General features: G+C 41.1%; 14 protein-coding genes. 11 read left to right on the top strand and 3 right to left on the bottom strand.

Annotated elements, in window-relative coordinates; translation table 11 throughout:
- Positions 1 to 57: 57 nt before the first annotated feature.
- The 11 genes from ABJL82_RS00965 to ABJL82_RS00915 all read left to right on the top strand — a co-directional run bounded on the left by ABJL82_RS00965 (position 58) and on the right by ABJL82_RS00915 (position 15,155).
- Positions 58 to 1,320, top strand: coding sequence for an ABC transporter permease (locus ABJL82_RS00965; RefSeq protein WP_347272814.1), 1,263 nt, complete (start codon positions 58 to 60; stop codon positions 1,318 to 1,320).
- 193 nt (positions 1,321 to 1,513) lie between these two features.
- Complete coding sequence (locus ABJL82_RS00960; protein ID WP_347272812.1) at positions 1,514 to 2,335, top strand: DnaJ domain-containing protein; 822 nt, start codon at positions 1,514 to 1,516, stop codon at positions 2,333 to 2,335.
- Between the two features lie 6 nt (positions 2,336 to 2,341).
- Entirely contained in the window at positions 2,342 to 3,247 is a 906-nt protein-coding gene (locus ABJL82_RS00955) for a phosphoribosylaminoimidazolesuccinocarboxamide synthase (protein ID WP_347272810.1), read from the top strand.
- A gap of 14 nt (positions 3,248 to 3,261) precedes the next feature.
- Positions 3,262 to 4,086, top strand: a complete 825-nt coding sequence (locus tag ABJL82_RS00950) for an inositol monophosphatase family protein (RefSeq protein ID WP_347272809.1) — start codon at positions 3,262 to 3,264, stop codon at positions 4,084 to 4,086.
- A gap of 310 nt (positions 4,087 to 4,396) precedes the next feature.
- Positions 4,397 to 5,374 carry a radical SAM protein gene (locus tag ABJL82_RS00945; RefSeq protein ID WP_347272808.1) on the top strand — a complete coding sequence of 326 codons (978 nt, stop codon included), beginning with the start codon at positions 4,397 to 4,399 and terminating at the stop codon, positions 5,372 to 5,374.
- 430 nt (positions 5,375 to 5,804) lie between these two features.
- The gene (htpX, locus tag ABJL82_RS00940) at positions 5,805 to 6,653 is read left to right on the top strand and encodes a zinc metalloprotease HtpX (RefSeq protein ID WP_347272807.1); all 849 of its coding nucleotides are present in this window, start codon (positions 5,805 to 5,807) and stop codon (positions 6,651 to 6,653) included.
- 196 nt (positions 6,654 to 6,849) lie between these two features.
- Positions 6,850 to 7,176, top strand: coding sequence for a hypothetical protein (locus ABJL82_RS00935; protein WP_347272806.1), 327 nt, complete (start codon positions 6,850 to 6,852; stop codon positions 7,174 to 7,176).
- 80 nt (positions 7,177 to 7,256) lie between these two features.
- Positions 7,257 to 8,549 carry a 3-isopropylmalate dehydratase large subunit gene (leuC, locus tag ABJL82_RS00930; protein ID WP_347272805.1) on the top strand — a complete coding sequence of 431 codons (1,293 nt, stop codon included), beginning with the start codon at positions 7,257 to 7,259 and terminating at the stop codon, positions 8,547 to 8,549.
- A gap of 343 nt (positions 8,550 to 8,892) precedes the next feature.
- A complete protein-coding gene (locus ABJL82_RS00925) occupies positions 8,893 to 13,185 on the top strand; it encodes an acyl-CoA dehydratase activase (protein WP_347272804.1) in 4,293 nt (1,430 codons plus the stop codon).
- A gap of 63 nt (positions 13,186 to 13,248) precedes the next feature.
- Entirely contained in the window at positions 13,249 to 13,737 is a 489-nt protein-coding gene (gene leuD, locus ABJL82_RS00920) for a 3-isopropylmalate dehydratase small subunit (protein ID WP_347272803.1), read from the top strand.
- Positions 13,738 to 13,967: 230 nt separating this feature from the next.
- Positions 13,968 to 15,155 carry an FprA family A-type flavoprotein gene (locus tag ABJL82_RS00915; protein WP_347272802.1) on the top strand — a complete coding sequence of 396 codons (1,188 nt, stop codon included), beginning with the start codon at positions 13,968 to 13,970 and terminating at the stop codon, positions 15,153 to 15,155.
- A 132-nt stretch (positions 15,156 to 15,287) separates the two neighbouring features.
- On the opposite strand, the gene ABJL82_RS00910 is transcribed toward ABJL82_RS00915, so the two are convergent.
- The 3 genes from ABJL82_RS00910 to ABJL82_RS00900 form a co-directional block, all read right to left on the bottom strand.
- Positions 15,288 to 15,782: an NUDIX hydrolase gene (locus tag ABJL82_RS00910; RefSeq protein ID WP_347272801.1), complete on the bottom strand. Its 495-nt coding sequence runs from the start codon at positions 15,780 to 15,782 to the stop codon at positions 15,288 to 15,290.
- Between the two features lie 286 nt (positions 15,783 to 16,068).
- Positions 16,069 to 17,322 carry a type II secretion system F family protein gene (locus ABJL82_RS00905; protein WP_347272800.1) on the bottom strand — a complete coding sequence of 418 codons (1,254 nt, stop codon included), beginning with the start codon at positions 17,320 to 17,322 and terminating at the stop codon, positions 16,069 to 16,071.
- 138 nt (positions 17,323 to 17,460) lie between these two features.
- Positions 17,461 to 19,209, bottom strand: a complete 1,749-nt coding sequence (locus tag ABJL82_RS00900) for an ATPase, T2SS/T4P/T4SS family (RefSeq protein WP_347272929.1) — start codon at positions 19,207 to 19,209, stop codon at positions 17,461 to 17,463.
- Positions 19,210 to 19,211 lie beyond the last annotated feature (2 nt).

Here is a 19,211-nt window from a genome sequence, read left to right as displayed (position 1 = left end):
GAATTCTAGGATTATATACATAATCATTTTAAATAACAATTCGAATTCAAAGTTATAATGTACAAACTCTTTATCACCCTCCGTTATTTACGCAGCAGGAAAATTTCTTTTTTTGCAGTAGCCGGTGTTGCAGTAGGCGTTATGACATTGATCGTTGTCCTTTCTGTTATGAATGGGTTCGATCAGGAATTACGTAGCAGAATTAGAGGAACGTTAACACACATTATCATTACAAAAGGAGGCATGTATGGCCTTGAAAATTATACACAGGTGATGGAAAAAGTAAAAGCAACCGAACATGTATCTTCCTGTGCTCCCTTTGTCGAGGGGCCTGCTCTTATAAAAATACGTGGAAGAAAGGAATTTGTATATTTTAAAGGAATTAATCCCGTTGATGAGGCAACTGTTGGCGATTTTAAGGCTTTTTTATCCCCTTTCAGGAAAGAACCTGAAGATTTACAAAAAACTCATGGAGAAAACCAAACTGCTAGCGCATTTTGTGGTATAGAACTATTGAGAATTAGTCCGGGTGACCCGGAAACAGACCCAATAAGTTTTGTGCAGGAAGGCGAGCAAATAGTGCTGGTTACGTTAAAAAACTGGGACAAAATCAGTGTAAAGGCATTTGTTATTGAAGGAACATTTAAATCGGGAATGTATGATTATGACAAGAATTATGTGTATATTCCTCTTGCTGCTGCACAGGAATTGACGGGTATAAAAGAAAGGGACGCCGTATCCGGAATAAGCGTAAAACTTCATGATTACCGCTATGCAAATGAAGTGCGTGACAAGCTGCAATCTTCATTGGGTTTTGAATATTATGTGCAAACTTGGGAGGATGCCAGGAGGACATTTTTGACCGCCGTAATGCTAGAAAGGCGTGTAATGGCATTTATACTCTTTTTTATCATCGTTGTTGCAGGCTTTAACATATTGGCAATTCTGACGATGATTGTATTGGAAAAATCCAAAGACATTGGCATACTAAAAGCATTAGGAGCTACCACACAAGGCATTATGTCCATTTTTCTATTGAACGGACTATTCATTGGCAGCATTGGATCCTGCGTGGGAGCTGCTATAGGATTTTCCGTTGTCTTGCGTATTAATTGGCTGGAAAGCATATTATATAATATGACAGGCTGGAGGCCATTCCCCCCTGAAGTATATTACTTTGACCAGATACCTACGGTCATCAAACCGGCAAGCATTATGATTACTATATTCATCGCAATACTCAGCAGTGTGATTTTTAGCATCTATCCCGCTATAAGGGCTGCAAGGCTTGATCCCGTTGAAACCCTGAGGTATGAATAACTTCCCCAAAACAAATCAAATTTGTTGACAACTGATAAAATTGCTGTTAGCATTTCCTGATATTTTAGAAGAGAAAATTTTATTAATGTATATTTAAAGTATCTCTCCGATCATATTTAATTACGCGAACATCTCAAGATTCGTTTAAACGACATATGATTTTATTTTATTTTTAAAAATTCGCAGTTTTGTCATGGTAAATTATTACAATATCCTGGAGGTGCATGAAGAAGTAAGCGCCGAAGAAATAAAACGATCATTCCGAACCCTGATTAAAAAATTCCATCCCGATATAAATGGCTTAAACAAAAAATGGGCGGAATCAAAAACAAAAATTATTATTCAGGCGTATAAAACTCTTTCCGATTCTCATTCCCGCAAACAATATGACACGCTTCACAGACATTCCCAAAACAAACAGACCACCGTTCGGGACGCAAAGCCCAAAACATCCGCCACTAAATCAGAAAAAATCAGCTTGGAAATTCGTATTATATTTTCCGACCTTCTCAATGGGCACACAAGTAGCGCTATTGAGAAATATGAGCATTTGCTAAATGCTTCCCCTGATACGGACTTCTTCCTACACCTTAACCATCGGGATTTTATCGATTGCAAATTTTTGCTGGCGGAGGCTTATGAAAAATCCGGCAAATATGAAATTTCAATAAAACTTTACGAGTACATACTGGAAAAAGGAAAACAGGCCGCTTACCGGCAACATCTGTTGGAGGAGACAAAAGAAAGAATCAGAAATATCTATTGCCGTAAATTAGCAAAAAAATCCTCCCCGGATAAAGCACTTTTACATTATCAAAATTTACTCAAATTGGATTTATGCAAAAACGAACAGGCGTTTGTTTACAAGAAAATGGCCGAATGTTCTCTTAAATTACAGGACTATGAAAACGCTCTAAAGTATCTTCATGTTGCATTATCCCTGAAACCAAAACTTCAGGGATTAAATAAACTGAGAATAAATCTTAACCAATACCTGCAGAATTGCTTTATATAAAACAAAATGACGAGAACAACACAACCGTTACTGACCACCAACATTTCACAGCTTAAATTACACAACCGCGGAAAAGTTCGTGATATTTACGAAGTTAATAATGATCTGCTTATCGTCACCACAGACCGTATTTCCGCATTTGACGTGGTTCTCCCAAACGGGATTCCCTATAAAGGACAGGTGCTTACAGGATTGTCAGAATATTGGTTTCATTATACTGCCGACGTCACTGAGAACCACCTCATAACCACTGATATCGATTCTATTGATAATACATTTGTCAAACTCCATAAAGACATCCTTCATGGCCGGTCTATGCTTGTGAAAAAAGTAAACGTTATTCCGGTAGAATGTATTATCCGTGGATACCTGGCAGGTTCAGGCTGGAAAGAATACCAAAAATTCCAATCAATTTGCGGAATAAAGCTGCCTGCCGGGTTAAAAGAATCGGATAAACTCCCTGAACCAATATTTACTCCTTCAACAAAAGCACATACCGGCCATGATAAAAACATCCCGGTTTCTGAAGTAATCAATCTGATCGGAAAAACGCTCACCGATGAATTAAAGGAGAAAAGTCTCAAAATCTATTCGAAGGCAAGTGAATATGCAAAAAGCAGAGGAATCATTATTTGTGACACAAAATTTGAGTGGGGCATAACGAATGATAATAAAACGATGCTTATTGACGAGGTACTTACCCCTGATTCTTCGAGATTTTGGCCGCTTGAATTCTATAAACCCGGAAAACCACAACCGTCATACGACAAGCAATTCATACGCGACTATTTAGAAAGCATACATTGGGATAAAAATCCACCTGCACCAGCACTTCCGCCCGACATAATCCAGAAAACATCTGAAAAGTATCTGAATGCATATAAAACGTTGACTGGCAAGAGTCTTATTTAACTGCTTACTAACCAATGATGAAGGTACACCCAAATACGTTGGCGGCATATCTTGAAGTAGCCAAACAAGCAGCCAGGGAAGCAGGCGACGTCCTGAAAAAATATTTCAGAAAGTTAGATGCTTCGATGATTGAAGAAAAAGCCGCAAATGATTTTGTCACGGATGTAGACAGACGGTCTGAACAAATCATCAAAAATCACATCACTACGCATTTCAGCGATCATGCCATATTGGCGGAAGAGTCTGAAACACAAACAAATACCTCTCCCTTTTTATGGATCATCGACCCATTAGACGGCACTGCAAACTACATCCACGGTGTGCCGGCTTTTGCGATCTCAATCGCTTTGGAAATAGAGGGAGAACTCTGCGTGGGGATTGTATATGATCCTATAAAAGACGATATCTTTTCCGCAGTAAAGGGACAAGGTGCATTTAAAAATGACAAACCCATACATGTTTCTCTCCCGAAAAATCTGAATGACTCTCTTATCGCAACCGGTTTTCCATTCAGAAAGAAAAACATTGTTGACGCCTATGTAAAGATATTCAGGGAATTGCTTAACCATGCCTCTGACATGAGAAGATGCGGTTCTGCAAGCCTGGATCTTGCATATACCGCGGATGGGATTTTCGGTGGTTTTTTTGAATATGCATTATCACCATGGGATATTGCCGCTGGCGCCCTTTTAGTTCAGGAAGCCGGTGGAATAACCACTGATTTCAATGGCAAAAACAACTATCTTAAAACCGGCGACATCATTGCCGGTTCTAAGATAATCCACAATGAACTACTGAAAATAATTCAGTCCAACGACCCCAATTACTTCGAAAAATAGCGTACAGATGACCCTGCTTATTAAATCCACAAAACACTCATTTTAAAAGAGCCGAGGCTTCTGAATTTATTGATAAAACCACACTTGATTTTGATAACACTCTAGTCTTTTGAAACTGGAAATTGTCATTTGTAGTGCGACGAACCTCGTCGCACTACATGAATTTGTATGAATTTAGTGGGCTTATATATCAAGTGAGGAAGGAACATCAACCGTTTATAACAAATGCTTTGCCCCTACACTATGCGGCAAGCAGCGCTATTCAGGAACATTGTTAAATAATCCATGTATAGATATCTCTTATCGTAAAATGCACATAGAATCTATTGAACGTAAAACGGCTGTTTTGGCAAGACCGACTCTGAAATGTTTGAGCCAGGTCGCAACAATTAACCCTACAATAGGGTGCAGCCATCAATGCGCATATTGTTATGCAAGGGGATATTCAATCTATCCTGGAGATGGCAAGGTGCTTGTGTATGAAAATATGGCTAAAAAGTTAAAAAAAGAATTACCACGACGCAGAAAACTGCCAAAATATGTCTTTTTCAGTTCTTCGAGTGACGCCCTTCAGCCAATTCCGCAGGTAATAAATTTGTCATATGAATTAATGCAGACCCTGTTAGAATATAATATTGGTATAAATCTCCTTACAAAAGGACGGATACCAATAAAATTTCTTGACCTGTTTAAAAGATATAAAAAATTAGTACATATTCAGATGGGTATTACCACATTAAACCGGAATATACAAAGAATTATAGAACCTTACGCCGCCACTCCAAGCGAAAGAATACGGAACATTGAACAATTGTGCACCGTGGGGATTGTGCCGGAGGTGAAATTAGATCCCCTTATACCGGGAATAACCGACACAAAAACCAACTTAACCGCGTTATTCAGGGTTTTGCAGAAATATGGAGTAAACGCTATGGGCATTAATTATCTCTTTTTAAGGCCATTTATTAAGAAAAATCTCTATAAATCTCTCAGGAAAACCTCTTTATGGGAAGAGATAATTGCACATTACCAAAATGGCAGTTCCATCAACCTGCTGGCTGAAAAATCACGTGTACAGGCACTGGATATATACTATAGAAAAAATAGTTACCATGCTATTGCTGAACTGGCAGGTCTTTATAAAATAAGCGCTTATGTTTGCGGTTGCAAGAATCCCGATATCACGGAAGAACCATTATGTGGTATAAATTGGGGAAAACATTTTGAAGATACCCCGAAACAAAAAGGTTTGTTTTCCTCACAAATTCTTACAGAAGAAATTTTTTAATAGAATGTTTTGCCATCTTCTGTAAAGAATTAAAACAAGGAAATAGCCCAATGTATCGAACAGGAGATAAGCAGACGGCAAAATATTCATATAAGTTAGCCAATAGTAATACTATACGCAAATTAACTTTTTGTTTTCCGATGAGAAACAACCCTTAGAGAAAAAATGCCCTGGCGAAGAAGCGTAGAAGTAAATAAGTCGCATATTGCGTGTATGTAAGTAGTTATATACCACATGCGGCATTGTCTTTATAAAGACAAACAATGCCGCATTGGCCTGCCTATTTAATTGCTTGACAAAAAATAGGTGACATTTATAATGACTTTTGAGGTCTTTGAGGTCTGAAAATATTCAAAAATAATAAGTTTTTGCGCAGGCCTTTGTAATGATAAAGTAATTTTTCCTCCATAATTGTTTTGGAGTAGCAGATATGAATTATTTCAAAACAGCGGTTCTACTCGTAGCATTAACACTGATACTCGTTTGGGCTGGAAGTATTTTTGGCGGCAGGCAGGGGGCGGTTTTTGCTTTTGCGATCGCAATGGGGATGAATTTTTTCAGTTATTGGTACAGTGATAAAATCGTCCTGAGAATATACCGTGCACGCCAGATTACAGGACAAGATTCACCGAAGTATTTTGCGCTGGTGAAAGAACTCACCGCAAATGCCGCATTGCCCATGCCAAATTTATATATTATCCCCTCTCAGGCGATGAATGCCTTTGCCACCGGCAGAAACCCTAATCACGCCGCCGTAGCAGTCACAGAAGGGTTGTTAAACTCTTTAACGCATGAAGAGTTAAAAGGCGTTTTGGCACATGAGCTTTCTCACGTTAAAAACAGAGATATTTTAATATGTACTATTGTTGCGACGATAGCCGGCGCAATTACCATGCTGGCGAATATGGCACAATGGACTGCCATGTTTGGAGGCTTTGGAAGGCATGATGATGACGATAGCGGGGGAGGAGGTGTAGTCGGTCTCATAGCTCTCGCCATAGTAGCTCCTATTGCTGCTTTGCTGATACAAATGGCTATATCACGTTCAAGAGAATATGCCGCTGATAAAGGCGGAGCGCTTATGGCACGTAATCCGGCAGGATTGGCAAGCGCCCTTGAAAAACTGCACCAGGCCGCGAGGGTCAGGCCGTTAGATGCGGGAACGTCATCCGCACATCTGTTTATAGTAAATCCATTAAGCGGCCGTTCATTTGCTTCGCTTTTTAGTACGCATCCGCCAATTGAGGAGAGAGTAAAAAGGCTTCGATCAATGGCGTAAATTGGGTTTATCCAAGGGGGATAATTATTGCAGTATAATTATCCGTGACATGATTTGGTATGCCAGCCTAAGGGAAGGTGATGTCAGATTTGGTTTTTGAGAAATAATACATACTAAATCACTTATTCACCGTATTGAATTGTGTCAAAACAACTTAACTTTAGTAAAATGATTTTTTTTCTTTGGAGGAACATTGATGGTGCACTATACATGTGATATGTGTGGGAAACCGTTACTTGCGGGTGAGGACATACGTTATGTTGTAAAAATTGAAGTATACGCTACTTGCGACTCAATGGATACAGAAGATGACCTTGATGAAGAACTTTGGGAAATGGAAGATGACGATGATGACGACGACGATGAAAATGACCGGGTGGATGGGGAAGAAATTGGTGATGATAGAGAGGAAGAAGAGTACAAAACATTCCGCTTTGATTTGTGTCATAAATGTCATAAAAAATATTTACAAGACCCCTTGTTTTTAAAATCATGGAATAGAACACGATTTTCAGAAAATTAGTTTTTTTATACTTTATTTACAAAAACAACCACTTCCTTTAGTGAGAAAAGACGGAAGTATTGCCATGCAGAGTACAATTTATGGAAATGACAATAACAGAGAAGATTATCGCTGCGCATTGTGGCGAGAGGGAAGTACATCCGGGACAATTCGTTTATGCAAATGTAGATGTTTGCCTCGGAAACGATATAACCGCCCCAATTGCCATTGAGGAATTCGAAAAGGCGGGCATTAAAAAAGTTTTTGACCCCGAAAAAATTGTTTTAGTACCGGATCATTTCACGCCGAATAAGGATATTCAATCCGCCCAACAATCAAAATCACTCCGTGTATTTGCGGAAAAACACCATTTAAAACATTACTTTGAGATTGGACGCATGGGAATCGAACATGCCTTACTCCCGGAGCAGGGCATTGTCGCCCCGGGAGAATTAGTAATTGGGGCAGACTCTCATACCTGTACCTATGGAGCACTGGGTGCATTTTCAACCGGGATAGGCAGTACAGACCTGGCCGCATGTTTTGCAACAGGAAAGGTATGGCTTAAAGTGCCGGAATCGATTAAGTTCGTTTTTCATGGCAAGGCAAGAAACTGGACGTCGGGAAAGGATTTCATACTATATACCATCGGGAAAATTGGCGTTGACGGGGCGCTATATAAAGCAATGGAGTTTACAGGGACCGCCATATCCGATTTACCAATGGATGACCGCTTTACCATATGCAACATGGCAATTGAAGCCGGGGCAAAAAGCGGAATTATTGCTCCCGATAAAATTACGGAAAATTATGTCGCCGGGAGAGTTAAAAGGGAATATGTGGCATATAATAGCGACCCTGACAGCTATTATTCAAAGGTATATGAATTCAACGCTGAGGAAATCGTTCCGCAAGTCGCCCTACCCAGTCTTCCTGAAAACACAAAATCCGTTTATGATGTCTGTGGAATTAAAATAGACCAGGTAGTTATTGGTTCATGCACTAACGGCAGGATATCAGATTTGCGGACAGCGGCAAAAATATTAAAAGGGAAAAAGGCACATCCTTCTATCCGGCTGATTATTATTCCAGCTACTCAGGAGATATATAAACAGGCGTTAAAAGAAGGGCTTATTGAAATATTCATTGACGCAGAAGCAGTTGTCTCAACACCTACCTGCGGCCCGTGCCTTGGCGGTCACATGGGAATACTGGCAGAAGGGGAAAGGGCACTTACCACTACAAACCGTAATTTCGTTGGCCGCATGGGACATCCAAAGAGCGAAATATATCTTTGTAGTCCTGCAGTGGCTGCTGCGTCTGCTATTACCGGCAAAATAACACCACCAAGTGAAATGCAGCCTGAATCTTGCGCAAAAATACCTTCTATTTGACCATAGGCTTGCAAAACCGTTTAATATCCAGCATTAGTGATACTTCTCTCTATGATTTTCGACTGCCCTATAGAAGCAGCATAAAACAAAGCATCTGCCTTAGCCGGTATTCGTGAGGGTTTCTAGCGATTGCCGGATTTTAAATATTTGTATACCTTACGGATTCACAAATTGTGATTTCTTGAAAGTTGCTGTTGTAGAGCGAAGAGACTCTTCGCTCTACATTTCGTAATTTGTGAACCTGTAAGGTATAAATAACTGCAATTGTGTGTGTTAAGATGAGTACAAGAAATTATTTGCACGAAAAATATCATTTTTGGTGCAGGATTAAGGTAATAAATTGATGAAGGGAACAGATAAACGTATGTATCAAAAAAAATATATAGGCGTGGACATTGGTTCTGTCAGTATAAAAGCAGTTTTAATTAATGAAAGAAAAGAGATATTAGAAGATCATTACGTTCGTTCACACGGGCAGCCGGTCGAAACGTTCCTCCTGGTAATAAGAGATATGCTCAACAGGACACATATGGACGATATTGACGGCATTGCAATAACCGGGACTGGCGGGAAGTTAATAGCCGGATTAATGGATATTGCCTTTATAAATGAAGTTGTTGCGCATAGTAAGGCCGCTACAACGTTGCATCCTGATGTTCGCACCATTATTGAAATTGGCGGAGAAGATTCCAAGCTTATGCTTATTGAACGGGACAAATCAACCGGCCAGACGAAAGTCTCTGATTTTTCAATGAATACAATGTGTGCAGCCGGCACCGGTTCATTTCTGGACCAACAGGCGGCAAGGCTTGGGGTCTCCATAGAAAAAGAATTTGGTGAACTTGCCTTAAAATCAAAAAACCCCCCGCGCATTGCCGGTCGTTGCAGTGTGTTTGCCAAAACAGATATGATACACTTACAACAGGAAGGCACGCCGGTTTACGACATCGTCGCAGGGCTTTGTTATGCAATGGCAAGGAATTTTAAAAGCAACATCGGCAAGGGCAAGGAATTTGTAAAACCCATTATTTTCCAGGGAGGTGTTGTTGCAAATGCCGGCATGGTGAAGGCATTTGAAGATATATTGGAATTAAAATCCGGAGAACTGGTTATTCCGCAGTATTACAAGGTAATGGGGGCGATTGGTTCGGTATTTACTCTGATAGATAAGGAAATAAAGTCGCCATTCCGTGGCCTGAAGGCAATAGAGGAATATTTTAAAAACCGCAGTTCAAAAGCATCAAATCTAGAGCCTCTTCGTTCGGATAATTATAAAATTGTTGACCAGACGCATCATCTTGATGAAAACGGGAAAGTCGAAGCATATGTAGGTATCGATGTAGGTTCCATCAGTACGAATGTTGTGGTTATCGACAAGCACAAAAACATTTTGGCAAGGCGTTATCTTATGACCGCCGGAAGGCCGCTTGAAGCGGTAAAACAGGGCCTTTATGAGGTGGGACTGGAGATTGGCGACAGGGTTGTTATCAACGGTGCCGGAACGACAGGTTCGGGACGTTACTTAACGGGGGATTTTATCGGCGCCGATATCGCCAAAAACGAAATTACCGCCCATGCCACTGCTGCCGCAAGTGTAAATAAGGAAGTCGATACGATCTTCGAAATCGGCGGACAGGATTCAAAATTTGTCCGGCTGGAAAATGGCGCTGTTGTGGATTTTGCCATGAACAAGGTATGTGCGGCGGGTACCGGTTCATTCCTGGAAGAACAGGCGGAAAAACTGAATGTAAATATAAAGAAAGAATTTAACGACCGCGCCCTTTCATCATGCTGCCCGTCGCATCTTGGCGAGAGATGTACGGTATTTATGGAATCTGATTTAAATCATCATCAGCAGGGAGGCACCTCGAAGGAAGACCTGCTTGCCGGTTTGAGCTATTCCGTTGTACTAAATTTCATAAACAGGGTTGTTGAAGACCGCCCTATTGGAAACACCATTTTCTTCCAGGGAGGGGTAGCAGCAAACCGTGGAGTAAAATCTGCATTTGAAAAAGTAACGGGTAAAAAGGTAATTGTGCCTCCACACCATGATATTATGGGGGCAATCGGTTCCGCCATTATTGCAATGGAAGAGAAAACATGGGATAAATCACGGTTTAGGGGATTTGATATCAGGCACAAACGATATGAACTCTCCTCTTTTGTTTGCAAGGATTGTTCAAATATTTGCGAAATAAGAAAGGTCAGTATAGAAGGAGAAGACCCGCTTCATTACGGAAGCCGGTGCGGAAAATTCGACGACGAGAGGACGTTAAAAAAAGGGAAGCATTTGCCAAGGCTTTTCAGTGAAAGAAAACAGGCGCTATATAATACTTATCCAAAAAATAAACCCCAAAACCCCTTGGGGAAGAAAATAGGGATACCGCAGGTATCCACTTTTTATGATTTGTTTCCCATGTGGAAAGCGTTTTTTACCGAAATGGGTCTCGAGGTGATTACTTCCCGTGATACAAACAAGGACATTATTTATAATGGCGTTGAGGTTATTACGGCAGAAACATGCTTTCCCATAAAGGTCGCCCATGGACATGTCATTGATATGCTGGAAAGGGAAATTGATTATTTATTTTTGCCCAGCGTTATAAATTTGACACACTCCAGTAAGAAACTTACCCATTCATATGCCTGTCCTTACGTGCAATGTATACCATACCTCGTGCGCTCAGGTATCGATTTGGATAACCGTGGGTTTAAAACGCTATCGCCAGTTATTCATTTTGAATATGGAAAAGAATTCCTGGTAAAAACCCTCCATAAAATTGCGAAAAGCGTTGGGGTAACCGGAGTCGTTGCAGATAAGGCAATCGAAGTGGCACTTGAGGCACAGAGCGCTTTCACTAAAAAATTAGAAGAACGCGGAAAAGAAATTTTAGACACTATTGCGGATGATGAAAAGGCTTTTATACTGATTAGCAGATCATACAATGGGTGCGATACGGGAATGAATCTTGGTCTTCCGGAAAAATTACGCGACCTGGGAATACTGGTAATACCTCTTGACTATTTGACGCTGGACATTGAAGAAGTTTCGCACGATTACCCTAATATGTACTGGAAAACAGGGCAAAGGTTTATTGCCGCCGCAAGGTTGATTGCAAAAGACAAGAGGCTCTATCCTTTATATATCACAAACTTTGGCTGCGGCCCTGATTCATTTATCTCCAAATTTTTCTATAAGGAGCTGGCGGGAAAACCCTGCCTTACCATAGAAATAGATGAACACAGCGCTGATGTTGGCGCTATAACCCGTTGCGAGGCGTTTATTGACAGCCTTAAAAACGTTAAACCTGCAACAAAAACCAGGAGGCGGCAGGAAGATATCGCCACACGCCAAATTACCGGTGGAAAAAAGAGAACACTTTATGTCCCCCATATGTGTGATCATGGCAGAATGATCGCTGCCGCTATGAGGGCTAACGGGGTACCGGCAGAAGCGATGCCCATGGCAGACGAAAATTCAGTCGATATCGGAAGAAAGTATACTTCAGGAAAAGAGTGCTACCCCGCAATACTTACCACAGGGGATATTGTTAAAAAATCAATGTCGCCCGATTTTGATCCGGAAGCAAGCGCCTTCCTGATGGCAACGGCTTCAGGCCCTTGCAGATTCGGCCAGTACAATAAATTTCAACGCATGGTACTGGACGATCTAGGTCTTACGAATGTCCCTTTATATACCCTGGATCAGGGAGAAAATTATGAGGAAGATACAAAAGGGCTGGGGACAGGATTCAGAAAACTTGCATGGAATGGCATTGTTTTTACAGATCTCATGCAGAAATTGCAAAGGGAAATAAGACCTTATGAGATAAATAAGGGAGAAGCTGACGCCGTATATGAAAAGTACCTTAAAAAAGCAGAATCGGCCCTGGACAAAGGCATGAATCTGCTTGATATTGCAAGAGAAGCAAGGCACGATTTTACAAATATAAAGGTAGACAGGAGTAAGCCGAGACCGTTGATCGGCATTATTGGAGAAAATTATGTGCGGCTCAATGATTTTGCAAACAATTTTCTCATCAAAAATATAGAACGGCTCAATGGAGAGGCCTTTAATCCTCCATTCGCAGAATGGATTAACTATATTGCACATTGCCGCAGGGAATCATGTCTTAACGAAAAAGATTATAAGGGATATTTGGGGGAATTCATATCCGCGATTGTACAGAGATATGATGCATATAAACTCACAAACGTCTTTAAAGGCAAAATAAGGCATTTCTATAAGGACGCAACAATCAAAGAGCTTATAAGGAGAGGGAAAAAATACATCGACGACTCCTATAAAGGAGACCCTGTGCTGAGTATGGGGAAAGCAGTTGAATATGCCGAAGAGGGATTCGATGGTATTGTAAATATTATTCCTTTCCATTGTATGCCGGGGACAATAGTAAACGGGATACTTGAGCGATTTCAAAGGGAGAATGCCGGTATTCCCTGCCTGAAATTATCCTTTGACGGTCAGGAGCAAACAAACGAAGAAACACGACTGGAAGCCTTTATGCACCAGGCCTATCAAAGAATGGAGTGCCGGTTGAATCAAAAAAAACAAGAGATAAAAAAATATCCGCCTGCATCAAAAACCGTTTCGGAGTCGTATGCAAAGGCAGGATGAAAAAATGGAGATGAATGGTAAATGGCATCAGTAACTTTTTTCTGAATGAGAATAAAAAAATAAATGAAAAGTAAATGTTGGAAGTTTAGCAATAATATTAACACCGATGAAATCATCCCGGCCCGGTATTTGAATACGACAGACCCAAATGAATTGGCAAAGCATTGCATGGAAGATGCCGACCCTGATTTCATAAAAAAGATAAAACAAGGAGACGTTATTGTAGCGGGAGAGAATTTTGGTTGCGGGTCTTCACGTGAACATGCCCCGATCGCTATCAAAGCAGCAGGCATTTCCTGCGTCATCGCAAAATCATTTGCCAGAATATTTTTCAGAAATGCTATAAACATTGGCCTGCTTATTTTCGAGTGTCCTGAAGCTGCGGATCACATCAAAGAAGGAGATGAAATAGAGGTGGATTTGGCAAAGAGCGAAATTTTTGACTATACCTTGAACAGGCGTTTTACCTTTGAACCATTTCCACACGAAATGCAGGAAATTATTCAATCGGGCGGGTTGATGAATTTTGTGAAAAATAAAATAGGGCAATAACACAAACAATCCTTAGCACAGTCTTTATCTGCAACCAAATTCGAAATACGAATATCGAAATACGAAACAAATTCAAATGACAAAAAACCCAATGCTCCAAACTTTACGTAAACTTCATTCCCGGTGGGTTCAGGTTTTGCAACCCGCAAAAAGTATTTATCACTACCACGGCATTTTTATTTCAAAAAGAAACAACCCTGTAAGGGTTAACAGCTAATCTCTTATAAACAATGCAGACATTGCAACTTACAAATAACGTTTATTGGACAGGCGTCTTACATGCCACCCTCAGGACTTTCGACGTTGTTTTTGAAACCCGGTTTGGCAGCACGTATAATTCCTATCTTATCATGGCGGATAAACCAACAATCATTGATGGCGTTCATGAAAAATTTACCCCTGAATATCTCAATAAACTGCAATCGTTAATACCCCTTAAAGACATTTGCTATATTGTGGTAAATCACACGGAAATGGACCATACCGGATCGTTAGGACAGCTATTAAAACTAGCCAGAAATGCCCAGGTCTTATCGACAAAGACCTCCTCAATGTTTCTGAAAAACATTCTTAACTCTGAGTTTAACGGAAAAACGGTTGAGGACGGCGAATGCATTTCTCTGGGAAACAGACAATTACAGTTTATTCATGCCCCATTCTGGCATTGGCCGGATACCATGTTTACTTATTTGCATGACGATGCGATACTGTTTCCCTGTGATGGATTTGCCACCCATTTTTGCGATGAAAGACTTTTTGATGACAGGGTGGATGACTTTTTTGAAGATTTCAGGTATTATTTTGAGCACATAATGGGTCCCTTCAGGAAAAAAATACTTGAAGCGTTAGACAAAATAAATCAACTCGACATACAAATGATTGCTCCCAGCCATGGCCCTATATTAAGAACAGACCCGCAAAAATACATAAAGGCATATAAAGAGTGGAGCACGCCACTCCCCCCCCGAAGCAAAAAACTCATCGTAATTTTATATGTATCTGTCTATGGGAATACGAAAAAAATGGCGGAGGCGATAGCAAAAGGCGCTTGTACGGTAAGCAGTGAAGCAAAGCTGTTGGATGTTGCCGCTATTTCTCCGGAACATGCACGGTTCGAAATAGAATCTGCCGATGGGTTGCTGTTTGGTTCGCCCACAATGAATGGAGATGCAGTAAAACCCATTTGGGATATGATGAATATTTTATTTAGTCTTAACATTAAAGGCAAGAAATGTGCAACATTTGGCACGTATGGATGGAGCGGAGAAGCAGTTAAACTAATGGAAGACCGTTTAAGAGGCCTAAAGTTAAATGTGGTGCAACCTTCCCTAAAAGCTAATTTTATCCCCACAGAAGAAATTTTGAAAAAGTGTTCAATCTTCGGATATGATTTTGCCAAATCACTTACCAGCCCCTGAATCAAGAAGCCCCTTATCATAGCATTTCAGTAAATGGCCTGTATGTTTGTATTTGTATTTGCAGTATTGTGCGTAAGGCGGGTTGATCCCTTTCATTATTTCCACCAGACTGCCACCTTCTTCTTTCTTTTTTTACATCATCATTAAAATACAGCACACCGTTTTTGCGTCTTTGATCTCACCCCTTTTTATCATTTCAGACGCCTCTTTTACTTTAATCGTAACAATCCCTTTGATTGATTCATCTGCCTGATGATTCGTTTTCGTTTTGATCAGGTTTGTTGCCTTATAAAGATGCATGGTTTCGTTCAAAATACCGGGGGACGGATAAATGACTGCCAAAGGGGTAAGAATGCCTGCTTTATACCCTGTTTCTTCTTCCAGTTCCCGGCTTGCACATTCAAAAAAAGTCTCACCTTTATCAAGGGTTCCGGCTGGTATTTCATATATCGTTTCGTTTACCGCATACCGGTATTGTTTAATTAACAGAATCTCATCGTTTGCAATAAAAGGAATGATGGCGGCAGAGCCTGGATGGTCAACTACCTCCCGCATCACCTTTCTTCCGTCATCAAGGGCAACCTCATCCTTCCTTATACTTATTCTTATTCCGGGGTAAACTATCATTATAGCACCTTTAATAAAACACGTTAAATCTCGTTAAATTTCGTTTTTGTCCTGCCCAAAGCCGGAGCATTCCCGATTTTTCGTAACCGTTCATGGGATCGGGGCAAAATAACCCTGAGGTAGTTTCCCTCGTCCTTCGTCTCTCGTCCTTCGTCTCTCGTCTCTCGTCTCTCGTCTCTCGTCCTTCGTAATTCAGTCCTCAGTTTTCAATCCCCAATCTGCAATTTGCCGACTGCCGATTGCCGACTGCCGACTGTAGTTTAAAGTCTCTGATTTACCACAAATATTACCCGCCGATACTCTGCATCAATTTTACCAAAGGCAGAAACATTGCGATTACAATAAACCCAACCGAACCTCCCAAAAACACAATCATAATCGGTTCTATCAGGCTTACAAGCCCTTCAACAGCCCTGTCCACTTCATCGTCATAGTTGTCGGCAACCTTTGTTAGCATTTTTTCCAGCTCGCCAGTCTCTTCTCCTACTTCAACCATATTGACGACTATTTCATTGCAAATCTTTGATTCACGCAACGGTTTTGCGATAGTTTCACCACTACGGATACTATCATGAATATTTTGTATCGCCTGGGCAACGGCAGCATTTCCGGTGGTATCTTTCGAATTCATGAGCGAATCTAAAATAGGCACACCGCTTGATGTTAACGTCGCTAGGGTACGGGTAAACCGGGATACTGTAGATTTATTTATTATTGCCCCAAAAACCGGTATCTTAAATTTAGCCCGGTCAATGAGCAGCCTCACCTTCTTAATCATTCTTACGAGTTTGTAAAAAATAAAGGTTCCAACCGGTACGGCAGGCAAATACATCCAATTTGTCTTAAGAGCAGTGCTGAACTGAATCAGCATCCTGGTTGGGGCAGGCAGGTCTAATCCCAGCTCGTCAAATATTTTCGCAAAATTGGGTACGACAAAGATCATAAGGCCTATGAGGATTGCCGCTGCAACCACTACCACAACAGAAGGATAAATCATAGCGGTTATTATTTTTCGGATAAGCCGTTCCATCTTTTCCCTAAAATCAGCCAGTCTCCTCAAAATAATATCCAGTGAACCACTTACTTCTCCGGCTTTGACAATATTTACGTATAGCTTGTCGAATACCCGCGGATGTCTTGCAAGCGCTCCCGACAATGTGCTTCCGCCTTCAATATTTTCAATGACCTTCAGCACCGTTTTTTTCAACATGCCTTTTTTAAGCTGTGCGGCAAGTATCTGCAAACTCCTGATTATTGGCAAACCCGCATCCTGTAATGTGGATAACTGACGCGTAAACAGCGTCAAATGCTTAGACTTTACTCCTCCAATGGATATATTTATCTCGCCAAATTTTTTCTTCTGCGTTGTCGCGGCATGCTGTTCCGCTGATTTTCCGCGTACAGGTAATTCTTTTATGCCGGTAGGGAAATAGCCTAATCCGCGGATTTTAGAAATCGCTTCCTCCGATGATGCAGCCTCTATTCGCTCCTTTATCTTCTTTCCCGTACTGTTTACCGCATAATATTGAAAAATGGACATGACATAATCTCTCAATTTAATTTAAAAAAACAACCCGACAGTCTGCAATCAACAATCGGCAATCGGCAGTTTGCAATTTGCCGACTGTAGACTGCCAACCGGCTCCGGTATAATAGAAAATTCCAAGTCCCTTAGCGCTTATGTGGAAATTGTTTCCCGTACAACCTCTTCAACAGTTGTTTGTCCCTCAAAAATTGCTTTTAGTCCGCTTTCGCGCAAGGTATTCATGCCGTTTTTTCTAGCAACATTCCTTATTACATTCGTACTTGCCTGTCCGGTAATTAAACCCCTTATTTCTTCATTGACAGGCATTATTTCATAGATGCCCATACGTCCCCTGTATCCGATTTTTCTGCAATCACTACACCCCCTCCCCCGGAAAAATCTTTTTCCCTCTCTTCCGGTTTTTGTAAGATTCAACTCATTTAACGATTCATCGGAAGGCTCATATTCTTCTTTGCAGGATGCACATATTTTCCTTACCAACCGCTGGCTGATTACACATTCCAGTGTTGAAGCAATCAAATAAGGTTTAACACCGATATCAATTAAACGCGTTATCGTAAGCGGGGCGTCGTTTGTGTGTAATGTACTAAAAACCAAATGTCCCGTCAATGAAGCCTGTATGGCAATCCTGGCAGTTTCCTCATCCCTGATTTCACCAATAAGTATAATGTCAGGATCCTGGCGCAAAATAGACCGCAGGCAACTTGCAAAGTCAACGCCTATTGATGGATTTACCTGCACCTGAATAAGCCCGTCAACATCATATTCTACAGGGTCTTCAGTGGTTATTATCTTAGTGGTTATTTCGTTCAAATAGTTTAATGCGGCGTATAATGTAGTCGTCTTGCCGGACCCTGTAGGGCCTGTAACCAGGATTATGCCATTCGGGATATTCAGCAATTGATAGATATTTTTCAATTCTTCAGCCCTGAACCCCAGCTTGTCCAGACTAAGCGATACCGCCGACTTATCGAGCAGGCGCATTACAATGCTTTCCCCGAATTTTGTCGGAAGCGTAGAAACACGCAAATCTATAGACGCACCGCCAACATTCAGTTTTATCCTTCCATCCTGCGGCAGTCTTCTTTCCGAGATATCCATTCCCGCCATTACCTTTATCCTGGAATTAATAGGAATGCCAAGCTCTCTGGGGGGAGACACCCTTTCATACAATACGCCGTCTATACGGTACCGCACCCGGAAGCCGTCCTCAAAAGCCTCATAATGAATATCGCTTGCTTTGTCCATAACAGCATATAAAAACATAAGGCCTACCCATTTCTTCACCGGCGCAGTAGACGCCATTTTCTTTAGTTCTTCAATATCTATATAATTCCCTGAAACAGATTGTGCATAAGACTTATCCTCCTTAAACTCCAGTAGCAACTGCTCCACAGATTCGTGTTTTTTGGGATAATACTTTTCCAGGGCGCGGGCTACGGAATCTTTGTGGCAAAGCACCGGCTTCACGTTGAGTTTCAGCACCAATCGTAAGTCATCCAATGTTTCAATTGCAAGGGCGTCCGCCTGGGCAATCGTAATAACCTGTTTCTCCTGTTCATAACTTATAGGGATAATTCTATACAATTGCGCAATGGCAGCGGGCACTAAATTAATCACATCTCCCGGCACTTCTCTCTCTTCTATATTTACAATTTCCACTCCCAGGTATTCGCTCAACACCTGCATTATTTGCTGATCCGTCACATAGTTCATGCTGATAAAAATATCTCCCAGCAGCCCTCCCTTCTGCTTTTGCACTGCCAGGGCTTCCTGGATTTGATCTTCAGTGACAAACCCCTTTTCTTTCAGCAACTGCCCAAAGAGTCTTCTTCGTGCATCGCTTTTTACATCCGGTTTTGATTTACCTTTTGCCTGCATCG

Source organism: Candidatus Kuenenia sp., from assembly GCF_039794105.1.
GTDB lineage: Bacteria > Planctomycetota > Brocadiia > Brocadiales > Brocadiaceae > Kuenenia.
Note: the sequence above shows the minus strand (reverse complement) of the source record. Positions and strands in the feature narration are given on the sequence as shown.